At 72.6% G+C, this 25,813-nt stretch carries 22 protein-coding genes; 14 read left to right on the top strand and 8 right to left on the bottom strand.

The genetic code is table 11. The features are described 5' to 3' along the window. Positions 1-780, bottom strand: a 780-nt coding sequence (rsmI, locus tag NBZ83_RS13635) for a 16S rRNA (cytidine(1402)-2'-O)-methyltransferase (RefSeq protein WP_261575085.1), incomplete at its 3' end; no start/stop codon positions are given. Positions 781-820: 40 nt separating this feature from the next. Here rsmI and NBZ83_RS13640 point away from each other — a divergent pair. Then, entirely contained in the window at positions 821-2,596 is a 1,776-nt protein-coding gene (locus NBZ83_RS13640; protein ID WP_261575087.1) for a dolichyl-phosphate-mannose--protein mannosyltransferase, read from the top strand. A 385-nt stretch (positions 2,597-2,981) separates the two neighbouring features. Continuing rightward, positions 2,982-3,182 (top strand): hypothetical protein, encoded by a 201-nt coding sequence (locus NBZ83_RS13645; protein WP_009741926.1) that lies wholly within the window; start codon positions 2,982-2,984, stop codon positions 3,180-3,182. A gap of 115 nt (positions 3,183-3,297) precedes the next feature. Here the strand turns inward: NBZ83_RS13645 and NBZ83_RS13650 are convergent, their stop codons facing one another. Next, a complete protein-coding gene (locus tag NBZ83_RS13650) occupies positions 3,298-3,861 on the bottom strand; it encodes a hypothetical protein (RefSeq protein WP_261575088.1) in 564 nt (187 codons plus the stop codon). Between the two features lie 416 nt (positions 3,862-4,277). Here NBZ83_RS13650 and NBZ83_RS13655 point away from each other — a divergent pair, with 416 nt between their 5' ends. The 7 genes from NBZ83_RS13655 (at position 4,278) to NBZ83_RS13685 (ending at position 14,188) form a co-directional block, all read left to right on the top strand. Then, positions 4,278-6,062, top strand: coding sequence for a glycoside hydrolase family 15 protein (locus NBZ83_RS13655; RefSeq protein WP_261570485.1), 1,785 nt, complete (start codon positions 4,278-4,280; stop codon positions 6,060-6,062). Positions 6,063-6,297: 235 nt separating this feature from the next. Next, complete coding sequence (locus tag NBZ83_RS13660) at positions 6,298-7,791, top strand: FHA domain-containing protein (protein WP_261575089.1); 1,494 nt, start codon at positions 6,298-6,300, stop codon at positions 7,789-7,791. A 61-nt stretch (positions 7,792-7,852) separates the two neighbouring features. Then, positions 7,853-8,755: a DUF305 domain-containing protein gene (locus tag NBZ83_RS13665; RefSeq protein WP_261575090.1), complete on the top strand. Its 903-nt coding sequence runs from the start codon at positions 7,853-7,855 to the stop codon at positions 8,753-8,755. A 320-nt stretch (positions 8,756-9,075) separates the two neighbouring features. Continuing rightward, complete coding sequence (locus NBZ83_RS13670) at positions 9,076-10,737, top strand: SulP family inorganic anion transporter (RefSeq protein WP_261575091.1); 1,662 nt, start codon at positions 9,076-9,078, stop codon at positions 10,735-10,737. A gap of 66 nt (positions 10,738-10,803) precedes the next feature. Further along, positions 10,804-11,967: a family 43 glycosylhydrolase gene (locus NBZ83_RS13675; RefSeq protein WP_261575092.1), complete on the top strand. Its 1,164-nt coding sequence runs from the start codon at positions 10,804-10,806 to the stop codon at positions 11,965-11,967. 104 nt (positions 11,968-12,071) lie between these two features. Then, a complete protein-coding gene (locus NBZ83_RS13680; protein ID WP_261575093.1) occupies positions 12,072-12,833 on the top strand; it encodes a YceI family protein in 762 nt (253 codons plus the stop codon). Between the two features lie 464 nt (positions 12,834-13,297). Continuing rightward, positions 13,298-14,188, top strand: coding sequence for an acyl-CoA thioesterase (locus NBZ83_RS13685; protein WP_261575094.1), 891 nt, complete (start codon positions 13,298-13,300; stop codon positions 14,186-14,188). Positions 14,189-14,295: 107 nt separating this feature from the next. Here NBZ83_RS13685 and NBZ83_RS13690 read toward each other — a convergent pair whose 3' ends face one another. After that, on the bottom strand, positions 14,296-15,906 hold the full coding sequence (locus NBZ83_RS13690; RefSeq protein WP_261575095.1) for an MFS transporter: 1,611 nt from the start codon (positions 15,904-15,906) through the stop codon (positions 14,296-14,298). A gap of 121 nt (positions 15,907-16,027) precedes the next feature. Here NBZ83_RS13690 and NBZ83_RS13695 point away from each other — a divergent pair, with 121 nt between their 5' ends. Together NBZ83_RS13695 and NBZ83_RS13700 are read left to right on the top strand one after the other, a co-directional pair. Then, entirely contained in the window at positions 16,028-16,861 is an 834-nt protein-coding gene (locus tag NBZ83_RS13695; protein ID WP_261575096.1) for a TetR/AcrR family transcriptional regulator, read from the top strand. Between the two features lie 87 nt (positions 16,862-16,948). Beyond that, the gene (locus NBZ83_RS13700) at positions 16,949-19,129 is read left to right on the top strand and encodes a hypothetical protein (protein ID WP_261575097.1); all 2,181 of its coding nucleotides are present in this window, start codon (positions 16,949-16,951) and stop codon (positions 19,127-19,129) included. Here the strand turns inward: NBZ83_RS13700 and NBZ83_RS13705 are convergent. From NBZ83_RS13705 to NBZ83_RS13715, 3 genes are all read right to left on the bottom strand, one after another. Further along, positions 19,116-19,709 (bottom strand): hypothetical protein, encoded by a 594-nt coding sequence (locus NBZ83_RS13705; protein ID WP_261575098.1) that lies wholly within the window; start codon positions 19,707-19,709, stop codon positions 19,116-19,118. The genes NBZ83_RS13700 and NBZ83_RS13705 overlap by 14 nt on opposite strands. Before the next feature lie 247 nt (positions 19,710-19,956). Then, positions 19,957-20,937: a zinc-binding dehydrogenase gene (locus NBZ83_RS13710; protein ID WP_261575099.1), complete on the bottom strand. Its 981-nt coding sequence runs from the start codon at positions 20,935-20,937 to the stop codon at positions 19,957-19,959. A gap of 160 nt (positions 20,938-21,097) precedes the next feature. Then, on the bottom strand, positions 21,098-21,643 hold the full coding sequence (locus tag NBZ83_RS13715) for an NUDIX domain-containing protein (RefSeq protein ID WP_261566791.1): 546 nt from the start codon (positions 21,641-21,643) through the stop codon (positions 21,098-21,100). Positions 21,644-21,881: 238 nt separating this feature from the next. Here NBZ83_RS13715 and NBZ83_RS13720 point away from each other — a divergent pair, with 238 nt between their 5' ends. From NBZ83_RS13720 to NBZ83_RS13730, 3 genes are all read left to right on the top strand, one after another. Next, the gene (locus tag NBZ83_RS13720) at positions 21,882-22,289 is read left to right on the top strand and encodes a TOBE domain-containing protein (RefSeq protein WP_261566792.1); all 408 of its coding nucleotides are present in this window, start codon (positions 21,882-21,884) and stop codon (positions 22,287-22,289) included. 158 nt (positions 22,290-22,447) lie between these two features. Then, the gene (locus NBZ83_RS13725) at positions 22,448-23,425 is read left to right on the top strand and encodes an ABC transporter permease (RefSeq protein WP_261575100.1); all 978 of its coding nucleotides are present in this window, start codon (positions 22,448-22,450) and stop codon (positions 23,423-23,425) included. Further along, on the top strand, positions 23,422-24,162 hold the full coding sequence (locus NBZ83_RS13730) for an ABC transporter ATP-binding protein (protein ID WP_261566794.1): 741 nt from the start codon (positions 23,422-23,424) through the stop codon (positions 24,160-24,162). The genes NBZ83_RS13725 and NBZ83_RS13730 overlap by 4 nt, the downstream gene beginning before the upstream one ends. A 37-nt stretch (positions 24,163-24,199) precedes the next feature. Here the strand turns inward: NBZ83_RS13730 and NBZ83_RS13735 are convergent, their stop codons facing one another. Beyond that, entirely contained in the window at positions 24,200-24,997 is a 798-nt protein-coding gene (locus NBZ83_RS13735) for a CBS domain-containing protein (protein ID WP_261575101.1), read from the bottom strand. A 120-nt stretch (positions 24,998-25,117) separates the two neighbouring features. Continuing rightward, positions 25,118-25,813 (bottom strand): dienelactone hydrolase family protein (locus NBZ83_RS13740; protein WP_261575102.1); only part of this gene is annotated, 696 nt, incomplete at its 5' end.

Genomic DNA, 25,813 nt, shown 5'->3' on the forward strand with positions numbered 1-25,813 from the left:
GGCGGACGAGCTGGCGGGGGCGGACGAGGCCAGCTCGGCGGCCTCGGTCGCCGCCGCCTGTGCGGGGGCGAAGTCGACGGTCACCGGACGGTGCCGGGCGCCGCCGGCGACCACCAGGGTGAACTCCCCGCGGATCGTGCGGCCGTCGGTGGCCCAGGCGAGCAGGGCCGCGAGGTCGCCGCGGACGATCTCCTCGAAGGTCTTGGTCAGTTCCCGGCACAGCACCGCGGCGCGGCCGGCGCCGAAGGCGGCGATCAGGTCGCCCAGGCCCGCCGGGAGCCGGTGCGGGGACTCGAGGAACACCATGGTGCGGGTCTCGCCGCCGAGTTCGCGCAGCAGGGAACGCCGGTCGGCACCCTTGCGCGGCAGGAAACCCTCGAAGGTCCACCTGTCGGTGGGCAGGCCGCTGACGGCCAGGGCGGCGGTCACCGCGGACGGGCCGGGCACGACGGTGATGGCCATGCCGGCGGCGGCGGCCGCGGCGACGACCCGGAAGCCGGGATCGGACACCGCCGGCATCCCGGCATCGGTGACGAGGGCGACGGTCGCCCCCTCGCGCAGGTAGTCGGTCAGGAGCGCGGCACGGGCGCCCTCCACCGCGTCATAGCAGGAAACAATCCGTCCGGAGATGGTGACGCCCAGCGCATGCGCCAGCCGGAGGACCCGCCGAGTGTCCTCGGCGGCGATCACATCCGCCGTGGCGAGGACCTCACCGAGGCGTGGGCTCGCATCCCGGACGTCACCGATCGGAGCGCCGCACAGCACCAGGGTCCCGGACACCTCCTCAGTCTGTCAGGAGCCAGGACCTACCCTGATCGGTGTGACGGCGACGACGGCCCACCTGCCCTGGAACACGAGCGGAGGGGGCGACTCGCCGCGGGTGTCCGGTCCTGACCCACTCCAACCGCAGCGGTCCCGGGCCGAGGCACTGCGCGAGCGGCTGTGCCCGCCGATGCCGGGCTCCCCGCTGGCCGGGTGGCTGGCGACCCTGTCGGTCACGGTTCTGGCCGGGCTGCTGCGCTTTTGGAACGTCACCCAGCCGCGCGGGGTGTACTTCGACGAGGTCTACTACACCAAGGACGCCTGGGGCCTGCTCACCGCCGGCTACGAGATCGACTCGAAGTCCTGTTCCGGGCCGGCGTACGTCGTCCATCCGCCGTTCGGCAAGTGGCTGATGGCCGCCTCCGAGGGCCTGTTCGGGTACACGAACTGCGGGGGAGTCCCGCACGGCGACCCGGAGCTCGGCTGGCGGTTCTCCTCGGCGCTGTTCGGCACGCTGGCCGTGCTGGTCCTCGCCCGCGCCGCCCGGCGGATGTTCCGCTCGACCCTGCTGGGCTGCTTCGCGGGCCTGCTGCTCGCCATGGACGGCCTGGAGTTCGTGCAGAGCCGGATCGGGATCCTCGACATCTTCCTGATGACCGGCGTCGTCGTGGCGTTGGCGTGCCTGCTGCTCGACCGCGACGACGGGCGCGCCCGGCTCGCCGACCGCCTGATCGCCGCCGCGACCCCGCGACCTGGTCCGGCGCCCCCGGTAGCCGGCGGCCTCCCGGGCGCGAATGGCGCGCAGACGGATGCGGACGGCGCGCACAGTGCGAGCGCGGTGGAGACGACGGCGACGGCAGCGGAGGCCACGGCAGCGGAGGCGGAGGCCACGGCAGCGGCCGCGGCGGAGCACCAGGATCGGCTGCGCGAGCTCTACGGGCCACGGCTGGGGTTGCGCCGGTGGCGGCTGGCCTGCGGGGTGGCGCTCGGTCTGTCGATGGGCGTGAAGTGGAGCGCGCTTTACACGATCATCGGCTTCGCGGCGCTCGCGATCGCCTGGGACATCGGCGCACGGCGCACCGGCGGCGCGCGGCGGCCCGTGCTGGGGGCGTTGCGACGGGACCTGCCCGCCTGGGCCGCCACGTTCGTCGTCGTCCCGATCGCGACGTTCCTGGCCACCTGGACGGGCTGGTTCGTCACCGACGGCGGCTACTACCGGCACTTCTACGGCAACGGGTTCGGCGCGGCGGTGCACGGCTGGTGGAAGTACCAGATGGCGGTGCTGCAGTTCCACGAGGGCCTCGACCAGGGGCATGACTTCGCCTCGCACCCGATGAGCTGGCTGGTGATGGCCCGGCCGGTGGCGTACTTCTACTCGTCGCCCGCCTACGGGACGCCCGGCTGCCACGACCCGGCCGGCTGCTCCCGGGAGGTGCTGGCGCTGGGCAATCCGGCGGTGTGGTGGGTGGGCACCGCCGGCCTGCTGGGGATGCTCGCCTGGTGGGCGGCCCGGCGGGACTGGCGGGCCGCCCTGGTACTGGTCGGCTTCGGCTCGGCGTTCCTGCCGTGGCTGCTGTTCCCGAAACGCACGATGTTCTTCTTCTACGCGCTGCCGTGCCTGCCGTTCCTCGTCCTCGGGATCACGGCCCTCGCGGGGCTCGCGCTCGGCCCGCGCAGCGCTTCCGACGCCCGCAGGCTGACCGGCGCGTTGACGGTCGGGGTTTACACGATCGTCGTCGTCCTGCTGTTCGCGTACTTCTACCCGATCCTCGCCGCGCAGGTGATCCCTTACTCCTCCTGGCGGGCGAGGATGTGGTTCCCCGGCTGGATCTGATGGATCCGAGTCGGGGAACCCCGCCCGGCGCGCCGGCCGGATACCCGTGGGCCTGGTGTGATCTCTCTCACTAGATTCGCCGCGATTCCCTCGAAGAACACTCAAAGCGATGACACCATCACCAATGGACATTCCCGTCCGGACCGGCGCACATGAACGGGAGCCATTGAAGTTGACTGATCACCCAGAGTCGGAACAGCGCACCGCTAGCAGCCTCACCGGTGAAGATGACAGGGGGGGTCTCGTACGGCGTGAGATCCCGATCGGGGATGGTGGGGCGGTCATGCCCCGAGACCGCACGGCAGGCAGCGCCCGTGCGAGTCTCCCTCCGGCCTCCACCTACCGGAGCCGGGTGTCGGGCGGACCGAGACTGGGAGGAACCACCATGGCCGATGTGTCGGTGCGCTTCGCGATGACCGATGACAGCGAGATCGTGCTGAACCTGTCCCTCACGCAGGCGATCCGGCTAACCGAGGCGATCGCGTCGAAGGTCAGCCAGGCGATGACCGAGCAGCCGCGGGCCGGCATGAACGGCAACGCCTACGGCCCGGGCGGAGTGCGCCCCGGGCCGTACTCGACGTCCTGACCCGGACGTCCCGACGGCGGCGGCCGGACGACCCAGACCGGCCGCGTCTGCCAGCCGTTGGCGCCCACGAGAACCCGCCAGCACCGCCAGCACCCGCCAGCACCGCCAGCACCCGTCAGTGGGGTTCGGACGCGCCCCCGGTGAGTTGCGCGATCAACGCCCGCAGCAGGTCGAGGTCCCGTCGGCGCAGCTCGGCCGCGGAGGCGTGGTCCGGCCCCGTGGGGGTCAGCGCCGCCCGCACCCGACGCAGCTTGTCGCGCAGCGACTCCACGACCGCGGGCGAGACCAGGCCGTCGCGCAGCACCAGCACGACGTGCCCGCCGTGCTGCACGACGTCCACCGGCTCGACCATCGGTAGGGTGACGACCTGGACGCCGACGGGGGCCTCCTGGTCGTAGACGAGGCAGAGCTGATCCTCGGCCAGCACCTCGGCGCTACCGTCATCCCAGAGGACCGTCGCACGCGCGGTGACCGGCGCCATGCCTCGACTCGACTCGACCCGCACCGACCCGGGCTGCTCGGCCGGCTCGCGGCGCCCGGCCGCGTGCACGGCCAGCACAGTGCCGCGCCGCGACCAGATTCCGCCGCCGAGATCGTCGACCGGGAAAACCCGGTCGCCCCGAGCGAACATCACCAGCGCGGCACGACCGTCCTCGGCGGTCGGAGGGTGGGCGGCCATGGCGTGATCGTAGGTGGCGGCCTGGAACGCCCGAGCGGCGAGACCCCCCACCGGGGTGCGAACGGTGACACCGCCGCCGACGGCGGCCCCCACGGACCGCCGGGGACGCCGGGGGTTCCACCGGCCCGGTGACCTCCGCCGACGCGATCCGGACCCGGCGCCGACGCATCGCCGACATCGTGAATTCACACGGCGGGCCGGGCCCTTCTTTTGGCTTATCGCCAGGCATGGGCGTGGACCGCCCCGGCGGGTTACCTTCGCCTGGTTGCCATCGATCGGGTGGCGACCGGCGGCGGCCGCCAGGACGCGAGCGACTCGGCGGCGGGTCGTGATCGCGCGGTGGCGTCCTCCCTGGCCTGTCCCCCGCATAACCCCTGGTCGGAAACTCGGCCAATCACGCCTCGCGGAGCCTACGAATGCCCGACACCGACTATCCGCCCATCGAGGAGCACGCGGTCATCGGCGACCTGCGTACCGTGGCTCTCGTCGCCACGGATGGCACGATCGACTGGTATTGCCCGCAACGCTTCGATGCGCCGTCGGTCTTCGCGAGCCTGCTCGACGCCGACCGCGGCGGGTCGTTTCGCATCCACTGCCCGGACTCGCCGGCCAAGCAGCTCTACCTGCCGGACTCGAACGTCCTGATGACCAGGTTCCTCACCCCGCGGGCGGTCGGCGAGGTCGTCGATTTCATGGTCCCGGTGGACAGCGACGTCGCGGAGACCCCGCATGTCGTCGTCCGCCAGGCCCGAGCCGTGCGCGGGACGGCGACGTTCCGGCTGCGCTGCGACCCTCGGTTCGACTATGGGCGCGCCGCGCACACGGTGACGCTGGTCCCCGGGTCGGGGGCGGTGTTCGAATCGGCGCGGGGCACCCTCGTGCTGCGCACGGCGTTGCCGCTGCGGGTCGACGGCACCGCCGTGTACGCCGAGTTCGACCTGGTGACCGGCGAGACCGCCGACATCGTGCTCGAATGGAACTCGACGATCCGTCCGCTGATCACCGGTGAGGCGGACACGCTGTTCACCCGGACGCTGAACTACTGGCAGTCGTGGCTGCGGCAAAGCCGCTACCACGGCCGCTGGCGGGAGATGGTCCTGCGCAGCGCACTGGTTCTCAAGCTGCTGGTCTACCGACCCACCGGTGCCCTGGTGGCGGCGCCGACCACCTCGCTGCCGGAGGAACTCGGCGGCGTGCGCAACTGGGACTACCGCTACACCTGGATCCGGGACGCGGCGTTCACCACCTACGCGTTGATGGCGCTGGGCTTCACCGACGAGGCCGCCGCGTTCATGGACTGGCTGGAGCAGCGCTGCCACGAGGCGCCGAAGGACTCCGGGCTGTACGTGCTGTACAGCGTCGACGGCAACGCCCACCTGGACGAGATCGTCCTGGACCATCTCGCCGGCTACCGCGGCTCGAAGCCGGTGCGCATCGGCAACGCCGCCGCCGAGCAGCTCCAGCTCGACATCTACGGCGAGGTGATGGACTCCGTCTACCTCTACAACAAGAAGGTGCCGATCTCCTTCCAGCTCTGGGAGGCCCTCGGTCGCCAGCTCGACTGGCTGGCCAAGCACTGGGAGGAACCGGACGAGGGCATCTGGGAGACCCGCGGCGGGCGCCAGCGCTTCACCTACTCGGCGCTGATGACCTGGGTGGCGTTCGAGCGGGCCTGCCGCATCTCGCGCCAGCGCGGCCTGCCCGGCCCCACCAACGAATGGAAGGAGCTCGCCGGCCAGGCGTACCGGTTCGTCCAGAACGAGTCGTGGAACCCGACCCGCGGCGCCTACATGGAGTTCCCAGGCTCACCGCGGCTGGACGCGTCCCTGCTGTGTATGCCGCTGGTGAAGTTCTCCGGGCCCACCGATCCGCGATTCCTGTCGACACTCGACCGGGTCGGCGAGGACCTCGTCAGCGACAGCCTGGTGCGTCGCTACGCCGCCGACGGCAGCGACGGGCTGACCGGTGACGAGGGCACGTTCAACCTGTGCTCGTTCTGGTACGTGGAGGCGCTGACCCGGGCCGGCCGGCTCAACGAGGCCCGCATGGTCTTCGAGAAGATGCTCACCTACGCCAACCACGTGGGTCTCTACGCCGAGGAGATCGGCTCCTCCGGCGAGGCGCTCGGCAACTTCCCGCAGGCCTTCACCCATCTCGCGCTGATCAGCGCGGCGATCAACCTGGACCGTGCCCTCGGCTAGCCGCCGCTGCGCGCGCACCACCCGGCAGGCGGATGGCGTGCCCGCGACGCGCGATCGCCTGTCGGGACCCGGACATCGCCGGTTGCGGTGACGGTAAGCCGGTACCAGCCGGCCCGCGAGCACGGCAGGATAGGACCCGTACCGGACGGGCCGCACCGAGCGGCGAGGATGTGCCACAAGGCCGCCGGCGGCGCAGACCGGCGCGGCGCGGGGTGTGGGGACGAGGGGCGAGGTCATGGCGGGACTGGACCATTTTCGGGTGGTCGTGGAGTCCGGGCACCCGGATCGGACCGGGGTGGTCGTCCGGCTGCCCGGCGCGCTCATCGTCGCGCGTGCCGACCGGCCCGAGACCGCCGAGATCACCAGCAGACTGCTCGGGCTGTGCGCCGAGGTGGCCGCGGAGGTGGGCACGACCGCGTCGACCATGGGCCGCCGGCTCGCGCGCCGGGTCGCCGGGGTCCTCTACGAAGCCGACCCCGACCGGGTGCCCGACTTCAGCCTGCTGACCACCGTCAACGACCGTGTCGCGGCGCTCGTCCACGGGGCGATGGACGTCGTGGCATCCGGCACGTCCGGGGTGACGCTGTCCGGCGTGGACGCGGCCACCTGGGTCGACCGCCTGCTGCCGACCGAGATCACCCGGATCGACGTCGGGCCGACCGGCATCGTCGACCCGACCGGCTTCCCCGGCGGCCTCGGCGACCTCGGTTTCCCCCTCGACCTGCGGCTCGGCGCGGTGCCCGGGATCGGGGTGAGCCTGCTGCTCAGCGACACGCCCGCGCTGCCCGTCCCCAAGGCGTCGGCCGAGCAGCTGCTCGCCGCCTTCGATCCGCTGCGCGACCCGATGACCGGTGCCGCGGCGATCCCCACCCCGGGCGCGCGTGCCCCCGACCCGATGTCGACCACCCCGCCGGCGCTGGCCCCGCTGCTCAGCGAGGAGGAGGAGGCGCACCGTCGCCGGGCGGCGGCGGAACCCACCCAGGCCGCCGACCTCGACGAACTCGACGAACTCGACGAGGACCCGCCGACCGAGCTCGCCGGGCGCGAGGCGCTCGGCCGCGCCTCGGTCGACTCCTCGTCCAACGGCCACATCGGCCAGCTCGGCGGGCACGCCGAGCCCCTGTCGGACGGCCTTAGCGACGACGACCTCACCGACGACGAGCACGACGCCATGACCCAGCTTCCCGGGCAGACCTTCACCGTCTCCGACCTCATCGACGAGGACGACGCCCCGACGATGCTGCCCAGCAACTCCGAGCCCCAGGTCGAAGGGGTCCTGTGCGCGAACGGGCACTTCAACCACCCGCAGGCGCCCTACTGCGCCGAGTGTGGCCTGTCGCTGGCCCAGCAGGGCGCCCGCACCGTGTGGGGTCCGCGGCCGACGGTCGGGGTGCTCGTGTTCGACGACGGGCTGACGATGAACGTCGACATGGACCTGGTCATCGGCCGCCAGCCCGACCGGGACGACGCCGTCCGGGCCGGTAAGGCGCGGGCGCTGCCGGTCGAGGACGGCGAAAGCGCCGTCTCCCGGGTACACGCCGTGATCACCCTGACCGGCTGGGACGCCGTGATCACCGACCAGGGCTCGGCCAACGGCACCTACATCGCGCCACCCGAGGCCACCGTGTGGACCCCGCTCAGCCCGCACCAGCCCGCCCCGTTGGTGCCGGGGACCCGGGTCCAGGTCGGCAAGCGGACCTTCGTCTTCAATTCCCACCTACACGTCTGACCCACCGCCCCGCGGGGGGCGGCGCGCAAAACGTCGGCACCTACGTCAGACTTGACGGACGATGAGCGATTCAGAGCTGCGCGCCGAGGGCGGCCTACCCGCCGCCCCCACCGCGCCCGCAGACGTGTCAGCCGAGCCGCGCGGGCAGGACGACCGGCCCGCACGAGGCGAACCCGGCCCCGCCCGAGCCCGACCGAGCGCAGCCGAAGCCGGTCCTGCCCCGGCCGGCGAGGCCGGCGAGGCCGGCGAGGCCCCGCGGCGTCGCCGGGGCCGGGCCGCTCTGTGGTGGACCCCGGTCGTCGTGGTGCTGGTTGCCGGGCTGCTGGCCGCCGGCTCGGCGTTGGGCGACCTGCTCGACCGCCCCCCGGGGGAAGGTTCCGTCGACGTCGGCTTCGCCCGCGACATGTCCGAGCACCACGCGCAGGCCGTGCAGATGGCGATGATCGAGTTCGACCGCGGCGGCGACGCGTCGACCCGCAGCGTCGCGCAGGACATCGCGCTGACCCAGCAGCGGGAGATCGGCATCATGTCGACGTGGCTGTCCGGCTGGGGGCGGGCCCAGAGCGCCAGCGGCGCACCGATGCGCTGGATGGGCGGCACGGGCGCGGGCGCCGAGCACGACACGCACGGCGACACCGGCGCGGCCGCCATGGGCGACATGCCGGGCATGAGCGGGTCGGTCGGCGGGGCCGCCTCCGCCAACGACACCGCCCGGATGCCGGGCATGGCGACCCCGAACGAACTACGGCGGCTCGCGACGATCCACGGCCATGACCTCGACGTCCTGTTCCTCGCCCTGATGGTGCACCACCACCGTGGCGGGCTGGCGATGGCGCAGTACGCGGCGCAGCACGCCGATTCCGACCGGACGCGCAGCCTGGCCCGGGCGATGGTGCTCAACCAGTCGATCGAGATCGACCAGATGCAGCAGGATCTGACCCGGCTCGGGGCACCCCGGGCATGACCGGTCGAACCCTCCCGCCGCGTCATCGAAACTGACTTTGTATCGTCAGATCCGACTAACCGGACCGTACCGCCGGTCGTCCACCTGAGGTGTGGGGGAACACCGCCCCGCAGCCGTTCCCAGGGCGATGATGCCGCCGTATTCCGTTCCCCGGGGAGCAGTTACGTCTCCCCACGGGTGCGCCGTCCCCATCGGCTGCGTCGCCGTCCCGTCGATGCACAGTGTGGTGGCAAGAGGCGGCGGGTGAGTAGGGTCCGGTCCCACCCCGGTGGCTTCGGCGCTGCGCCGAAGCCACCGTCGATCGTCGAGGTTCCGGTGCCATGACAGGTGTTTCCGCCCGTGAGATCGCCGGCGTGGTGGCCGGGGGCCGTCGTGCGGTCGTCGGGGGGCTACGCCTGCCCGCGCTGGCCCGGCGCTGGCCCGGCGCGCGCCACGTCCGGGTGGAGCTGCTCGCGGGTCTGGTGACCGCACTCGCGCTGATCCCGGAGACGATCTCGTTCTCGGTGGTGGCCGGGGTCGACCCGAAGGTCGGCCTGTTCGCGTCGTTCACCATCTCGGTGATCATCGCGTTCACCGGCGGCCGGCCGGCGATGATCTCCGCCGCCGCCGGTTCGATGGCCCTCGTGGCCGCGCCGCTGGTCCGCGAGCGCGGCCTGAACTACCTGCTCGCGACCACCGTCGGGGTCGGTCTGCTGATGGGTGTGCTGGGCGTGCTCGGGGTGGCACGGCTGATGCGTTTCGTGCCGCGGACCGTGATGATCGGCTTCGTCAACGCACTGGCCATCCTCATCTTCACCGCCCAGATGCCGCATGTCATCGGCGAGTCGTGGAAGGTCTACGTCCTGGTTGCGGGGGGCCTGGCGATCCTGCTGACGGTCCCCCGGGTCACGAAGGCGATCCCGGCGCCGCTGGTGGCGGTGGCGATCCTGACGCTGGTCACGGTCTGTTTCCACGTGTCGGTGCCGACGGTCGGGGACGAGGGTCGGCTGCCCAGCTCGCTGCCGGTGCCCGGCATCCCCGACGTCCCGCTGAGCTGGGAAACCCTGCGGATCATCGCCCCGTACGTGGTCGCGCTGACCGCCGTGGGACTGCTGGAGACGCTGCTGACCGCCCAGATCGTCGACCGGATGACCGACTCCACCCACGATCCGAACCGCGAGTCCTGGGGCCTGGGCATCGCCAACATCGTCAACGGCTTCTTCGGCGGGATGGGTGGCTGCGCGATGATCGGCCAGACCATCGTCAACGTCAACTCCGGCGGTCGCGGCCGGCTGTCGACCTTCGCCGCCGGCGGCTTCCTGCTGATGCTCGTCGTTCCGCTGCGCGATCTTGTCCGGCACATCCCGATGTCCGCCCTGGTCGCGGTGATGATCCTGGTCTCGGTGATGACCTTCGACTGGCGCAGCATCGCACCCTCGACGCTGCGTCGGATGCCCCGCGGCGAGACCGCGGTCATGGTCGCGACGGTCGCCGTCGTGGTTCCCACCCACAACCTGGCGTACGGCGTGCTGGTCGGCACCGTCCTGGCCGCCCTGCTGTTCACCCGCCGGGTCGCCCACCGGACCCTGGTGACCAGCGTCCTCGACCCGGAGGGCCGCGAACGGATCTACGCGGTCCAGGGCTCGCTGTTCTTCGCCTCGACGGACGGCCTGGCCGACGCCTTCGACTACGCCCGCGACCCAGCCCGAGTGGTCGTCGACCTGGCCCAGGCCGACGTCCTCGACTCCGCCGCGGTCGCCACCCTCGATGACGTCCGCGCGAAGTACCGCGAACGCGGCACCGAGGTGACCCTCGTCGGGCTGAACCCACGCAGCGCCACCCTGCTGCGAGGGTTGTCCGCCGAACCAACACCCGAGCCGGCACTCAAGCCGGCGCTCAAACCGGATGCCGAGCCGGATGCCGAGCCGGCGTCTGGCGCGGCGTCCGCGACGACGCCTGAGGCGACACCTGAGGCGACAGGAAGTGTCCGCGGAGTCGATTGACGCCCAACTTCACCCCACCGTGAATACACTCCGCCATCAGATACTCACTATGAGAATGGTGGCGGCATGGGCGAGAAGGGCCTTACCGGTGGTCTGGTCGACTTCGCCCGACGCCAGCCGGCCGTGGTCGTCATCGCCATCGTGCTGGTCGGGCTGTATCTGTCCAAGGCGAGCTCGGGCGCCTCGACCCGGGCCGTGCTCGTCCCCGGCGTCGACTTCCCCGCCCCGACCCTGCTGACCCGCAACCGGACGGCCTACGCCGTCGGTGTGGACCCGCGTTTCCCCGACACGATCAGCCTGCTGTCCAGCCGGGATCGCCGGAGCTGGACCACCGAGCCCGACGCCCTGACAGCGCAGCCTGGTTGGGCCGACCCGGGCGGCGGGCTGGGGCCGGCGGCGATCGGCGCGTTCGAGGGCTCGTACGTCCTCTACTACACGACAACCGTGCGCGGACTCGGCATCCGCTGCATCTCGGCGGCGACCTCGGACGACCTGGACGAGCCGTTCATGGACACGTCGCTGGCCCCGTTCGTCTGCCAGACCGCGGCCGGCGGCAGCACCGACCCGAGCCCCTTCGTTGACGACGTCGGGCACGCCTACCTCACCTGGAGCAGCCCGGGAAGACCCGGCGGCGCGGGCCCGACACTGTGGGCCCAGCGGCTGCGCTCGGACGGGCTGGTGCTCACCGGCGAGCCGGCGGTGCTGCTGCGCCCGAGCGTGCCCTGGCAGCAGAAGCGGGTCGCGAGTCCCTCGATGATCGTCGAGGACGGGCGCTACCACCTGGTGTACTCCGCCGCGCCGGAACTCAACGGTCGCCAGGTGGTCGCCGGCGCCTCCTGCACCGGCCCGCTCGGCCCCTGCAAGCCGGCACCGAAGCCAATGCTGACCGGCGGGAAGGTCGGTTTCGGCCCCGGCGGCGCCCATGCCTTCGCCGACTCCCGCCACCGCTGGTGGCTGGGCCTGCACAGTTGGGACTCGCCGCCGGCGGGCTCCTACCTGCCGACCGGACGGTTCGTCGTCGTCCCCCTGCACGTGCGCGACGACGGGCTGTCGGTGCAGGTCAACTCGGTCACGCAGGGCCGGGTCCGCCCGCCCGAGCGGCACGACTCCCACCCCCGCGACCACGAGACCCGTGACCACGAGACCCGTGACCAGGACGACCACGCCCGCAAGCAGAACGCCACCGACAGCGGCGGTCACACCGGCCCCGGGACGGCCGCCGGCGGGTGAGAGGCACAATGACCCCCTCACGACATCGTTGTTTGGACAACCAATAGGGGCGGACCTCGGCGGCACCCGGCGCCAAGGCCGACGGCGAGAGGGACGATCTTCCGATGACCGAACCCGAGGCACCGGCCCCGCAGTCCCGGCGCCGGCGCCCCCGCCTGCTCTTCGTCCTGCTCGGTGCCGTCGTCGTGCTGGCGATCCTCGTGGTGGGCGGCACGGCCGTCTACATCAATTTCATCAAGAAGGATGCCCCGGAGGAGTTCTCCCTGGCGCAGCCGGGCGAGAACGCATCGGTAGCACCGGCCGGCTCGCTGAGCGGCTCCTGGGCGATCGCCGGGGGTTCGGAGGTCGGCTACCGGGTCAAGGAGGTGCTCTTCGGCCAGGACACGACGGCGGCCGGGCGGACGAAGGAAGTCACCGGTTCGCTCACCATCGCCGGCTCAGTGGCCACGAAGGCGTCCTTCACCGCGCAGATGGCCTCGGTGACCAGCGACGAAAGCCGCCGGGACAACCAGTTCCGCGGCCGGATCATGGACACCGACACCTACCCGACCGCGATGTTCACCCTCGCCGAGCCCGTCGACATCGGCACCGTCCCCACCGACTCGAAGACCACCCGGACCGTGTCGGCGAAGGGCGATCTGGTCCTGCGCGGCCAGACGCACCGGGTCACCATGACACTGCAGTCGCGCTGGGACGGCACCTCGATCCGCACGGTCGGCCAGCTCCCCGTCGTCTTCGCCGACTACGACATCCCCAACCCGAGCTTCCCCGGCATCTCCACCGAGGACCACGGCATCATGGAAGTCTCCCTGATCTTCGGCCGCTCCTCCTCCACCACCGTCCCCACCCCCGTCGCCAGCCCCTGACCACCCCCGCCAGCCCGCCCCCGCCGGCTGCACCGGTTGCCGTCTTCATCCACCCGCCACAGTCAGTTGCGGTGCGTAAAGGCGAGTCGTGGTGCGCAGGGAGGCGAGGGTCAGGGGGCACCGTTTCCGCTCACTGCCCGGCGCGTAACGCACCGATGAACTCTGTATCCCGAGCCGTATCCGGATCCGTATACAGATCACAAAGAGGCGAGGCCGGATATTTTGCGGCTTTTGTGCTGGTAAGCGATTCGTGGCGACGTGGCGTACACCACTGCGGCCGGCCCATGACACCGAACGGGTCGATATTGACCCGCGAGGCTCCGCGCCGGGCGGAGTCGTGATCCACGCGCGACGGCCTGTCGGCGGCGCGGCGACCGGTCACCTGCCCGCGCCGAGCCGCGGCGCAGGGTGATCGCGTCCCTCACCGTGCGGTCGGGTGGCCCGCGCAGGGAAAGGGGTGCGATGTGAGTGAACGGTCAGTGGAGACCATCGATCCGCAGCGAGTCGGTTCCTCGTCCGCACAGCCCGAGTCGCCGCTACCGATCGACGCCCCGACGCCGGGCAGCTTTACGCTGAATGATCTGCTGGCGGTGTTGGACCTCGGCGGGGATGTTCCACCGGTGCCGGCCCGATGTCTGGTGAGCGCGCACGGCGGGATCCTCGGCGCGCAGCTGCTCGGTCAGCAGATCGTCCTCGCGGAACGCCTGGCACCGGGCAAGGCGGTGCACTCGTTGCACACGATCTTCTCTCGCCCCGGGGACTGCCAGCAGCCGCTCTGGGTCGACGTCGAGCGTCTCGCGCACGGCGGGTCGATCGACGCGCTGGCGCTGTCCTTCCGGCAGGGCTCGCTGCACATCTGCCGGGCGGACGTGATGCTGCGTGCCTCGGAGCCGGACTTCCTCAGTCTGCAGATGAGCCGGGCGGACCTGTCGGGGCCGGCGGACGCGGTGCCCTTCCCGGATCGGCGGATGATGCCGTGGGAGGTCCGGGTGCTGCCGCGAGTGGAACCGCACCGGCTCGACCAGTGGCAGCGGATTGGCGATGCGGGCGAGGACCCGACGGTGTGGCGGGCCCTGCTGGCACATTCATGCGAGGTTCTGCCGCTTGCCGATCTGCTCACGGCCTCGGGGATCCCGCCCATGCCGGCCGACCGGCCGCAGGTGGCCGCGGCGGTGCTGTCCCAGACCGTCACGTTCTTCGATGACCTGGACGTACGGGACTGGCACCTGTTCCAGGTCCGCACGGTCCACGCCGGTCAGGGTCGCGCGGTCGCCCGCATCGAGATCTTCGGCCCGGACGGGGTGCAGCGTGCCGCCGCCGAGATCGTCGGGCTGGTGCGCTCCGCCCGCCGCTGACGCCAGCGCCCACCGGCCGAGCCTGTAGCCGACGTTCCTTGCCCTTCCAGAGGGCTTTGTGTCTGATTTATCCCTCTGGAAGGGCAAGGTAGACGGACGACCCGAGGTCAGACCTCGGCGGCGCTGGCGACTGCCTGCTGGTCGCCGTCGGCGGGCCGCGTCGGTGCCGGCACCTCGGAGACGGCCGGCTGCGGCCGGCGCAGCCGCGGCAGGAGGAAGGCCACCGGGACTCCGACGGCGAAGACGCAGCCGCCGATGAACAAACCGAGCGAGTACCCGGAGGTCAACGCCTCGGGCTGCGGGACCCCGTGCCGAAGCCGACCCTCGGTGTGATGCGTGGCGATCGTCGTGACGGCGGCGAGGCCGACGGCCGCACCGATCTGCCGCCCGGTGTTGATGAGCCCGGAGGCAAGCCCGGCGAGCCGCATCGGCACGCCCGCGGTGGCCGCGGAGACCATTGAGACCATCGTGCATCCCATGCCGAAGCCCATCACCGCGAGGGGGCCGAACACGTGCGACCAGTACGAGCCGCCCGGCGTGATCGCCGACAGCCACAGCAGCCCCGACGCGCCCACCGCGGCGCCGAAGACGATGATCGGCCGCGGGCCGAGCCGACCGATCGTCCGCGTGACGAGCTGCGACGCCACAATGATCATCAGCGGCATCGGCAGCATCGACAGCCCCGCACGTAGCGGGCTGTCGCCCTGGACCCGCTGCATGAACAGGGTGAGGAAGAAGAACACCGCGAACATCGCCGCGCCCAGAAGCGCCGCGATCACGTTGGCCACCGCGATCCCGGGATAGCGGAAGATGTTCAGCGGCACCAGCGGATTGGCCGTGGTGGCCTCGATCGCGACAAAGGCGCCGAGGAGCACGACCGCCCCGACCAGCATCCCGATCGTCACCGGCGACCCCCAGGAGGAGGTCTCCGTGCGGACGATCGCATAGACCAGCAGGACCAGGCCGCCCGTCACGGTCAGCGTGCCCGGCACGTCGAGGTCGCGAAGGCGGCTGACCTGCCCGCGCGACTCCACGAGCACCACGCGCGCCGCAACCACCAGCGCGACCCCGATCGGCACGTTGACGAACAACACCCACCGCCAGTCGGCGAGGTCGGTGAGGATGCCGCCGACGACCGTTCCGAAGGCACCGCCGCTGGCCGCCGTGGCACCCCAGGCGCCGAGCGCCTTGGTCCGCTCCCGGCCCTCCGCGAACGAGGTCATCAACAGGCTCAGCGTTGCCGGGGCCAGCACGGCGCCACCCAGACCCTGCACCGCTCGGGCGATGATGAGCTGCGTCTCGGACTGGGCCAGGCCGCCGGCGAGGCTCGCCAGCGTGAACAGCCCCAGCCCGAACACGAAGACCCGGCGCCGGCCGAACAGGTCCGCTGCCCGGCCGCCGAACAGCAGCAGCCCGGCGAAGGCGAGGGTGTAGGCGTTCACCACCCACTGCAGACCACTGGCCGACATTCCGAGATCGGTCTGCATCGCCGGCAATGCCACGTTCACAATGGAGATGTCGAGCACCACCATGAACTGGGCCAGGCAGCACACCACCAGCACGGCCCACTTCGCCCGGGGAGCCGGCGACGCCGAAGCGGCCGCACCCCGCCTACCTGCGGCGGATGCCTCGGCGGACGAGGCGCCCCCGGACGCCGCCGCCGACGCCTGATCGGGACCGCTGACGCCGGATGCGCCCGTTCCTTCAGAATGCGCCATTCCCAACATCCCCTCCTACCAGTCGTCGTACACCGTACGAGGACTGGAAGCAACACTACGCCGTACGATGTACCAACGCCAAAAACTGCTGTTCGGCTGCGTGTTCGGAGGTGACGAGGTCATGGCCGCGCCGACAGAACCGGCCGTCGAGCCGGGCGGGAGGCGCCGAGCGGGGCAGGTTTCTCCACCTGGATGCCGGCCCAGTCTGACCCCCCAGCGGCTCGCCCTGGCCGCCATCGAGCTTGCCGACGCCGAGGGGTTGGCCGCCGTGTCGATGCGCCGGCTCGCCGCCAGCCTCAGCGTCGGGACGATGACGCTCTACTACCACGTCCGCGACAAGGACGAGCTACTCGACCTGATGTGGAACGAGTTCCTCAGCGGGCATCTGCTCGAGGAGATCCCGGCCGACTGGCGGGCGGCGCTGACCGAGATCGCCCAGCGGACCAGGCAGTCCTACCAGCGTCACCCGTGGGCGCTCAACGTCGCGGTTCGCCCCACCCTCGGGCCCAACAAGCTCCGCCACCTCGAGCAGTACCTCACCGTCGCGTCACGCATCACCGACGATCCGGACGAGCAGGTGCGCATCATCCACTCGGTCAGCGACCTGGTGGTCGGCTGCACGCTGCGGGAGCTCAGCGGCCAGGCCTACCGCGCCCCGATCAAGCACACCGACCACCGCGGCGATGGTCCTGCACCGCCGCTGGAACCGCAACCGGGTTTCGACGAGCTCGTCACCGCCGAGGAGCTGCCGCGGCTGCAGGCGCTGCGGACCGCCGGCTGCCGGCTGCTCACCCCCCGCTTCGAACATGCCCTGGGCTGGCTACTCGACGGCATCGAGGCCGCCCATCCGGGCGCCGGGCGGGCGCACCCGCGTGCCGTCGGCGCGCCCGCGCCCGACCCGGGCCTCGTGGGCATGGCGGCCACGACCCGGATGCTCCCGAAGAAACGGGCTTAGCAGCCTTCACGGACACGACCTGAGTAGCTACCGTCGGAGAGGCTGCATGCCGCCGGCCATCCGCGAGTCGCATTCGAGGCACCCACCATGACCGCTCGACTACCTCGCCACGTCGCGCCACTCGCCGTCGGCGAATCCTCGGCGCTCGGGCCTTATCAGCTGCTCGGCCGCCTCGATGCGGGCATCACAGGCATCGTCTACCTGGGGCGCGCGCCGGGCGGCGCGCAGGTGGCCATCCGCGCCCTGCACCCGGGCGACGCCCTGCGCGCCGACATGCGGGCCCGCTTCGCGGCGGCCGTCGACCGGGCTCACGTGCTTTCCGGGCCGCACACCTGCGGCGTGCTCGACGCCGCGCCCGACGCCGACCGCCCCTACGCCGTCACCGAGTTCGTCGGCGGTCCCACCCTGGCCCGCGAGCTCACCGAACGAGGGCCGCTGTCCGCCGACGAGATCGACCGGCTCGCCCGGACCCTGTTGGAGACCATCGACGCGGCCCACCACACGGTCGGCGCGCTGGGCGACCTGACGGCCACGGACATCGTCCTGTCCGTCATCGGCCCCCGCCTGGTCGACCTGGGGATCGCCGCCGCCCTGCGCCCGCTACTGCTGTCCACGGCCGCCTCCGGGCAGGCAGCCACGACTGGGGCCGCGTCCGGCGGCGGCTACGTGCCCGGGTACGGCTACGGACCGGCGGCCGGCGGCTGGGACGGACCGGCCGCCGACATCGTGGCCTGGGCCGGCATCGTCGACCTGGCCGCCACCGGCAAGGCGTCCGGCTCGGTGGAGCCGGCGGGCCGCGGCGGCTGGCGACGCGCGCCGCGGCCCGACCAGAACGGCCCGATCAGCGCCGGGGTGCGCCGCGCGCTGGCCCGGGTGCGCCAGGCCGACGGCGCCTCACTCCCCGATGTTTCCGAGCTGCTGGCCCTGCTTGCCGCTCCGCGCCCGCGCCCGGGCCGCGCCGGGCGCGACCGCGCAACAGCCGCCGCCATCCCCCGCAGGCAGCCCGTCCCCACGCCCGAGCGCCCCGCACGGATCACGACTCCGCCGTCCCGACCCGGAGACGGAGACGGGGAGAGCCGGCAGACCGGCGGTGGTCGACACAGTGCGGCCCGCGCGAGCAACCAGGGCGGCGTCCGGAACCGCTCCGCCGAGCGGCGCCGAAACGCACCCGGGGGCGGCCAACCAGACCTGGCCAGCCTGTCGGAGATCAGCCTCACGCTGCCACCGTTGCCGACCCTGCCCCCGTCGCCGATGCTCCCCCCGCCACCGACTGGGCGGCTGGCATCGGCCGAGCGTCCGGCGGCCGCTACGGGAGTGCGGCGGTTGCCACCGTCCTCGCCGGACCCGGTGGAGGAACCCCGGCGCCGGCCTCGGGTCCGCCCGGCCGCCGCGTTCGCGGTGGTGGCGGCGGCCGCGGTGGCGGCGGCGGCGACCGCGGCGGGGCTGGGCGCTTCCAACGACGATGTGACCACCGGTGCGCAGGCTCCCCTGCACGAGACGCGTTCTGGGGGCAGCTCGGCCGAAAGCCGGTCCGCCGACCGAGCCCCGGCGGCGCGCCCGTCCTCCGCGCCGGTGGATTCCACGGACCCCGCCGAGGCGACGGCCGCCACCCCGATCAGCCCCGGCGGCGACGCGGCGCTCGCCCCGACCGAGTACGAGCAGCAGGAGGATCTCGCCGCCGAGGACTTCGCGCTGAACACGCTGCGGCTCGCCGCGGCCAGCCGCTCCGAGGACGCCGGCACGCCGGCCGCACCGTCGGCCCCGGCCGATCGTCAGCCCGCGGTCGGCGCCGGGCACGCCCCGGCGACCACCGGGCGCCTGGACACTCAGCTGCCCCGGGGACTCCTCGTCACCCCCCTCATGCCGACCGGGCAGCCCGCCGCGCAGCCCCGCCCGGCCCAGGCGGCCCAGGCGGTCGGTCGGGCCGACGGCGCCACTGCCGACGGGGCTACTGCAAACGGCGCCACGGCCCGCCTCGGCCGCCTTCCGGCGGTGCCCGTCGCCGCGGCCGCAGCACCGCCGGCAACCAGCGGCACGGCCGCCACCGCTGCCCAGCAGCCACAGCCAGCCCGGGCCCGGCAAGCACCGGCTCAGGCCCAGCCCCAGGCCTATGCCCAGACCCAGGCCCAGGCCCCACCACCGGCACGGGCACAGGCCGCCGCCCCGCCGGCCGCGGGGACCGCCGGCACCACCCCTGGTTCGCCAGCCGCCCACACGGCCGGTCTCACCCCGGTCCAGGTGGGCGTCGTCCCGCTCACCCCCCGCTGACGAGACCGCCGTCGGCTGGTCGGCGGCGCACGGCGCCGGCCGGCCAGATGATCTGCACGGGCCGATGTTGTTCTCGGGCGTATTCGACGACGTCGGCCGTGCCTCCCCAGCCGCGGGCCGGCAGGCCGTCCCAGACCGCGAGGATCTGGTCGGAGGCGTCGACGAGAACCCGGCTCGCGGCCATCAGGCTGGCCAAATCGGGGGTCGGGCGGTCCTGGCGGACAACCTCGGCGGAGCGGCGCAGTAGCCGGTCGAAGTCCCGGAGATGCGCGGCCGGTTGGAAATCCCGGTACCCGTCCGCCGGGATCACCGAGATCAGCCGGCCACCAAGGGCCAGGATCACGTCGGCTACGACGCTGTCCGCCCCCTCGGCGAGGCAGGTGATCCCGGTGAAGCCTGTGCCGGCGAGGGGCGCGAGCAGCCGGCGCGCCTGCCCGGCCACGTAGCGGGCCTGCTCCCCGGTGAGACCCCGGTGGCCCGTCACGCCGACGACGACCGCGCCGTCACCTCGCCCGACGACCGCCTCACCGGCAACACCATGAACCGGCTCGTGCCGATCGGGATCGGCATCGTGGGTCACCCTGTGAATTTAGCGGCGCCGACCGTGCCCCCGGAGGTGAGTTGCCCCGCGAAGCCACCGGCAGGACCAGCGCGCTCAGCCGGCCGCGCCCAGGGCCGCGACCGCTCGGGTCAGTGCGGGCGCCAACGTCCCCTTCGCCACGACCTCGATGCGGTCCAGGTCCGACCCGTCCAGACCCGGGGCCGGCATGTCCGACCCGGGCGCCGACCCCTCCTGGCCGCCGGCGGCGGCACGATCCCGGTGGGATTCAGGGCAGCAGGACGACCTTGCCGGTCGTCGCTCGGCTCTCCAGGGCTGCATGCGCGGCCGCGGCCTCAACCAGAGGGAAGGTCTGCACGGCCGGCACCAGGGTGCCGAGGGCCGCGGCGGCGAGCGCTGCCTCCTCCAGCGCCGCCAGCCCACCGGGCCGGCGGAACATCCTCGGCCCGAGGACGGAGGCAACCAGCAGTCCACGCTCCGTCACATCCTCGGTGGTGATGACGGTGGGTGACCCGGCCGACCAGCCGAACGTGAAGTACCGGCCGGCCGGCCCGATCAGTTCCAGGGCGGCCCGGCCGGCGGCGCCGCCCACCCCGTCCAACGTCACGGTCACGGAGCGGCCGTCGAGGGCGGCCCGGACGGCGTCCGGCCAGTCGGGAAGGGTGTAGTCGACGGCGATGTCGGCGCCGAGGCGACGCGCCGCGGCGACCTTCGCGGCTCCCCCGGCGACGGCGACGACGGCCGCCCCGACGCCGCGTGCCGCCTGGACGAGCAGACTGCCGATGCCGCCGGCCGCGGCGGTGATCAGTACGACGTCCTGCTCGGTCAGCTCAGCGACGTCGAGAATGCCGATCGTGGTGCGACCGGTGCCGATCATCGCCACGGCGGCGGGGGCGTCGAGGGTGTCCGGGATGGGGTGAATGTTGTCGACCTCACGGACGGCGAGCTGGGCGTAGCCCTGGCCGGTGGGACCGAGATGGGCGACGACGCGCCGGCCGAGCCAGCCCTCGTCGACGCCCGACCCGACGGCGTCGACCGTGCCCGCGACCTCCCGGCCGGGGATGGTCGGCAGGTCGGGGCGCTGGAACAGGCCGCCGGCCCAGCCCTGGCGCAGGGTGGTGTCGACCAGGTGAACGCCGGCCGCGGCCACCGCGATGCGCACCTGGCCGGCCGCCGGCACCGGGTCGTCGATCTCCTCGTAGCGGAGATTGTCCGCCGGGCCGAACTCGTGCAGCCGGACTGCATACATGATCCGTCCTCCAGGTCGCGGTCGGAGCCGAGTGGCCCGGGGTCGGCGCCGGCGAACACGGGATCCGGCGCCGGCCCCGGCCCCGAGCCCAGGCCCAGGCCCAGGCCCAGGCCGAACACTAGAACCTGAAGTCGGATTGAGGTCAACTACGCCGCGGCGGTCAGCGGGCGCTCGTCCCGTACCAGGCCGGTCGGGCGTGCAGCAGCCATTCGGGGATGAGCTGGCGCAGGGCGGCGGGGCGCAGGTGCAGATCGGACAGGCTCGCCAGCGACGCCGAGACGATGTCCAGGTCGTCGAGCCGGCTGCCGAACTCGGCGGCCCAGGACCGGTCGACCGCGAAGACGACATCGAGCACCCCGGCCCGCTCGCCGCCCCCGGCCGTCGCTCCTTCGATGCAGCCGGCGAACGTCAGGTGATCGGGTTCGATACTCGCCTGCTCCTCGAGCAGCCGACGCAACGCCCCCTGCACCGTCTCCCCGGCCTCGACCTGGCCGCCGGGCAGGTGGAACCACGTCTGGCCGCGTTCGTTCGCAAGCAGGATCCGGTCACCCTCGACGAGCAGCGCGCGGACGTTGATCCGCACCGGCGCCGAGACCGGGACCGTGGAGTCGACGGCCGGGCCGCCGACGGTGCTGGTGGTGGCAGTGGTGGTGGCGGCGGTGGTGGCAGTGCCGGCGGTGGCGAACGGACGAGTGGGCGGCGTCACGGGCGCTCCAGGAACGGGGGTCGGCGGACGGGTGACATCCGCATCGTGCCCCGTAGGGGCGGATGCTTGGGCGCCAACCGGTCATCCCGCCGCGGACGGACCGGTCGAGGCCACGACCGGTCCCATCAGTCTCCCACCGGATAAACTCCGCGCGAGCGGACGATACACCACCGAAATCACCGCAAATTCGGGTTAACCGCTCCGAACTCACCGAACCTGCAGGGTTACCATCACAAGCATGCCGAGATTCCGCATCAGTGAGGCGGCCACGCTGCTTGGTGTCAGCGACGACACCATCCGCCGGTGGGCGGACAGCGGCCGACTACCTACCGTCCTTGACGACGCCGGTCGCCGGGCGATCGAGGGTGCCAACCTGGCGGAGTTCGCCAAGGATATGGCAGGCGACCAGAACGGTGCAGGGACACCCGTCGTCGCCGAATCCGCCCGCAACCGCTTCCCCGGGATCATCACCCGGGTCACCCGGGACACGGTGATGGCCCAGGTGGAGATCCAGGCCGGGCCGCACCGGCTGGTCTCCCTGATGAGCCGGGAGGCCGCCGACGAACTCGGGCTCGAACCCGGCGTCCTCGCCGTCGGTGCGGTGAAGTCGACCAACGTCGTCATCGAGATGCCCGACCGCCGCTGACCGCCCACCGACCCAGGTCCCGCGGGTGACCCGTTCCGCGGCGGGTGACCCATTCCGCGGCGGATGACCCTCGCCGCGCCGGACCACCTCGTTCTCGGCGGGCTTCCCGCTTCGCAACCGTCACCAGTGTCACCAGCGAGAAGGGTTGCCTGCCGGCGATGACGAGCCCAGGTGGTACCTCGCCGCCGTGGACCGCCTCGGCCCGGCGGCCCCACATCCGGCTGCCGGGCCGTAGCGGCCATACGGGCCGTTCGGGCCCTTCGGGCCCTTCGGGCCGCCGGGAGACTCGCCGCCGCGCGCCGTGGGCGCTGTGGGTGCCGGGCGCGATCGCCGCGCTGTTCCTGCTCCTGCCGCTCGTCGGGCTGCTCGTCCGGGCGCCCTGGTCCGGGTTGCCCGATCTGATCACCGAGCATGACGTTCGCGAGGCACTGTTCCTTTCGCTGGAGACCGCCACCGCGGCGACGGCGCTGTCACTGCTGTTCGGCATTCCGCTGGCCTGGCTGCTGGCCCGGACCAGGTTCCCCGGCCGCTCCCTGCTCCGGGCGCTGGTCACGCTGCCGCTGGTGCTCCCGCCCGTCGTCGGCGGCGTGGCGTTGCTGCTGGCGCTGGGCCGGCGCGGCATCGTCGGGCAGCGCCTGGACGACTGGTTCGGGATCACCCTGCCCTTCACCACCGTCGGGGTGGTGATCGCGCAGACCTTCGTGGCGATGCCCTTCCTCATCGTCTCCGTCGAGGGCGCGCTGAACAGCGCCGATCGCCGCTTCGAGGACGCCGCCGCCACCCTCGGCGCGGGCCCCTGGATGACGTTTCGCCGGGTGACCGTCCCGATGGTCGCGCCCGCTGTCACCGCCGGGGCCGCGTTGTGCTGGGCCCGCGCCCTCGGCGAGTTCGGGGCGACGATCACCTTCGCCGGCAACTTTCCCGGCACCACCACGACGATGCCGCTGGCCGTCTACCTGGCTCTGGAGACGGACACCGACGCCGCCATCGCGCTTTCCCTCGTCCTGCTCGCCGTCTGCGTCGCGGTGCTGTTGGCGCTGCGCGCACGCTGGTTCCCGGGCGCCCGTCGGGTGCTGCGAGGCCGGGCGGCGCGCGAAACCCCGCTGACCGCCGACGCCGAGGCGGGCATCCGATGACCGCCGGCACGCCCGGGACTCCGCACGCCGGCCTGTTCGAGCACGGGCCCGGGCCGGCGCCGGCGCCGGCGGCGGGTGGCCTCGATGCCCGGGTGACGGTGCGCCGCGGCCAGTTCGTCCTGACCGTCGACGTCCAGGTCGCCCAGGGGGAGACGGTCGCCGTCCTGGGCCGCAGCGGCGCCGGCAAGAGCACCCTGCTACGCACGCTGGCCGGGCTGCTCCCGCTCGACGAGGGGCGGGTCACCCTGGCCGGACAGGTACTCGACGACCCCGCGCAACGACGTTTCGTCCCGTCCGAGCGCCGCCCCGTCGGCGTCGTGTTCCAGGACTACCTGCTGTTCCCGCACCTGCGCGCCCGCGACAACGTGGCATTCGGCTTGCAGGCCCGCCTCGGCCAGAGCCGTCGGCACGCCCGTGACCGGGCGGAGGAGTGGCTGGAGCGATTCGGGGTCGGTGACCTCGGCGACCGCCGGCCCGGCGCGTTGTCCGGCGGCCAGGGCCAGCGGGTGGCGCTGGCCCGCGCGCTGGCCACGGAGCCCCGCCTGCTGCTGCTCGACGAGCCACTTGCCGCGCTGGACAGCACGACCCGTGGGGAGGTCCGCGCCTTCCTGCGGACCGTCCTGCCGACGCTGTCCGCGCCCGTACTGATCGTCACGCACGACCCGACCGACGCCGAGGTCCTCGCCGACCGCACGATCGCCCTCGAGGCCGGCCAGGCGGTGGCCACCGAGGCCTGACCTGCGGCATGGGAGGGCCGGCTTCGGAATCGCTCACTTAGTGGGTGCTGTCCGCGGCCGACCTTTCGCCGACGCAGCGGACCTCCGCGTCCGGGCCGGGATACACGAAGCTGACGTGCCCCGTGTCGGACCAGCGCACGGCGAACGGCGGGTCACCCGCCTCCGTCCGCACCTCGAAGATCTCCCCGAGCCGATCCGGCGCCCTCGGAATGTGGCTGTGGACCACCAGGGTGTCGCCAGGATGCGCATGCAGAGCGGTCTGTCGACGGGCGGGCGCGGCGAAACCGGCCATGCGGACGGCCGTCGTGGTGCCGGCCATCGTGGTGCCGGCCGTCGTGGTGCCGGCCGTCGTGGCCGTGACCGGCGTCCGTCCCGTCACGACGGGCGATGCCGCCTCGCGGTGCGGGGCGAAGGTCTCGTCGCACAGCGGATGGACCAGGTCGGCGATCTCCCGCTCACTACGGATCAGCAGATCGTCGACGGAGACCAGGCCGACGATGCGTCGCCCGTCCAGCACCGGCAGCCGCCGGATCGCGTGGTCACGGAAGATCTCGTAGGCGCGTTCGACGCCCATGCCGGCCGGCACGGTGATCACTTCGGTGGTCATCAGTGCGTCGATCCGGCCGTCCGGCCCGATCCCCCGTGCTACCCCGCGCAGCACAATGTCACGGTCGGTCACAATGCCGACCAGCCGTTCCCCGACCTGCTGCTCGTCGTCGACGACGAGCAGCGCGCCGACCCCCGTTCGCCCCATCTCCTGGGCCGCCTCGCCGATCGTGGTGGCTCTCGCCACGGTCACCGGCGGCCTACTGACCACCGAACCGATGTAGGTCATCCCTACCCCCTCCGCCCGACGCCCCGCCCCAGGTGGGCCCTGCGCCCACCTTCACGTCGTTCCCTCGTTTCGAGCAGTGCGCACCTGATTACACACGGATACTCGGACGGATGGGCTTGATCAGGCGCGGTGCGCGTGGCCCAGCAGGCTCAGATGGTCGACGAACCAGTCCCGGGCGAGCGCGGCCACCTGCTCCAGGGAGCCCGGCTCGCCGAACAGATGTGTCGCGCCCGGCACGATCTCCAGCCGACTTGCGCAGCCGGTGAGCCGCTCCCGCGCCCGCCGGTTCAGCTCGAGGACCTGCTCGTCTCGCCCGCCGACGACGAGCAGGACAGGCGCCCGTACCGCCGGCAGCGCTTCCCAGGCCAGGTCCGGCCGCCCGCCCCGGGAGACGACGGCGGCAACGTCGGCGACGGCCTGCGGGTCGACCTCGGCGGCGGCCGACAGCGCCGCCGCGGCGCCGGTGCTCGCGCCGAAGTAGCCCAGTGGCAGAGCCGCTGTCGCCGGTACGTGCTGCAGCCAGGCAGTCGCGGCGAGCAGGCGCCGGGCGAGCAGCTCGATGTCGAACACGTTCCCGACGTCACGCTCCTCCTCCGGGGTGAGCAGGTCGAACAGCAGCGTGGCGAGGCCCGCGGACGCCAGGGTGTCGGCGACGAACCGGTTGCGCGAGCTGTTGCGGCTGCTGCCGCTGCCGTGCGCGAACACGACCACCCCGGCCGGCTGCGGGGGCACACTCAGCCGCCCGGCAAGCTCGCCCACCTCCACGGGAATCGCCACCTCGACGACCCGGCCCGCCCCGGGCCCCCCGCCTTCGCC

This window comes from Frankia gtarii (assembly GCF_025403375.1).
GTDB lineage: Bacteria > Actinomycetota > Actinomycetes > Frankiales > Frankiaceae > Frankia > Frankia gtarii.

Bases quoted from the DNA above. Each gene is read 5' to 3' on its own strand.
- NBZ83_RS13645 (WP_009741926.1), top strand. From the start codon at position 2,982: ATGGCCGATGTGTCGGTGCGCTTCGCGATGACCGATGACAGCGAGATC.
- NBZ83_RS13650 (WP_261575088.1), bottom strand. From the start codon at position 3,861: ATGGCCGCCCACCCTCCGACCGCCGAGGACGGTCGTGCCGCGCTGGTG.
- NBZ83_RS13655 (WP_261570485.1), top strand. From the start codon at position 4,278: ATGCCCGACACCGACTATCCGCCCATCGAGGAGCACGCGGTCATCGGC.
- NBZ83_RS13660 (WP_261575089.1), top strand. From the start codon at position 6,298: ATGGCGGGACTGGACCATTTTCGGGTGGTCGTGGAGTCCGGGCACCCG.
- NBZ83_RS13665 (WP_261575090.1), top strand. From the start codon at position 7,853: ATGAGCGATTCAGAGCTGCGCGCCGAGGGCGGCCTACCCGCCGCCCCC.
- NBZ83_RS13670 (WP_261575091.1), top strand. From the start codon at position 9,076: ATGACAGGTGTTTCCGCCCGTGAGATCGCCGGCGTGGTGGCCGGGGGC.
- NBZ83_RS13675 (WP_261575092.1), top strand. From the start codon at position 10,804: ATGGGCGAGAAGGGCCTTACCGGTGGTCTGGTCGACTTCGCCCGACGC.
- NBZ83_RS13680 (WP_261575093.1), top strand. From the start codon at position 12,072: ATGACCGAACCCGAGGCACCGGCCCCGCAGTCCCGGCGCCGGCGCCCC.
- NBZ83_RS13690 (WP_261575095.1), bottom strand. From the start codon at position 15,906: ATGGCGCATTCTGAAGGAACGGGCGCATCCGGCGTCAGCGGTCCCGAT.
- NBZ83_RS13695 (WP_261575096.1), top strand. From the start codon at position 16,028: ATGGCCGCGCCGACAGAACCGGCCGTCGAGCCGGGCGGGAGGCGCCGA.
- NBZ83_RS13700 (WP_261575097.1), top strand. From the start codon at position 16,949: ATGACCGCTCGACTACCTCGCCACGTCGCGCCACTCGCCGTCGGCGAA.
- NBZ83_RS13710 (WP_261575099.1), bottom strand. From the start codon at position 20,937: ATGTATGCAGTCCGGCTGCACGAGTTCGGCCCGGCGGACAATCTCCGC.
- NBZ83_RS13720 (WP_261566792.1), top strand. From the start codon at position 21,882: ATGCCGAGATTCCGCATCAGTGAGGCGGCCACGCTGCTTGGTGTCAGC.
- NBZ83_RS13725 (WP_261575100.1), top strand. From the start codon at position 22,448: ATGACGAGCCCAGGTGGTACCTCGCCGCCGTGGACCGCCTCGGCCCGG.
- NBZ83_RS13730 (WP_261566794.1), top strand. From the start codon at position 23,422: ATGACCGCCGGCACGCCCGGGACTCCGCACGCCGGCCTGTTCGAGCAC.
- NBZ83_RS13735 (WP_261575101.1), bottom strand. From the start codon at position 24,997: ATGACCTACATCGGTTCGGTGGTCAGTAGGCCGCCGGTGACCGTGGCG.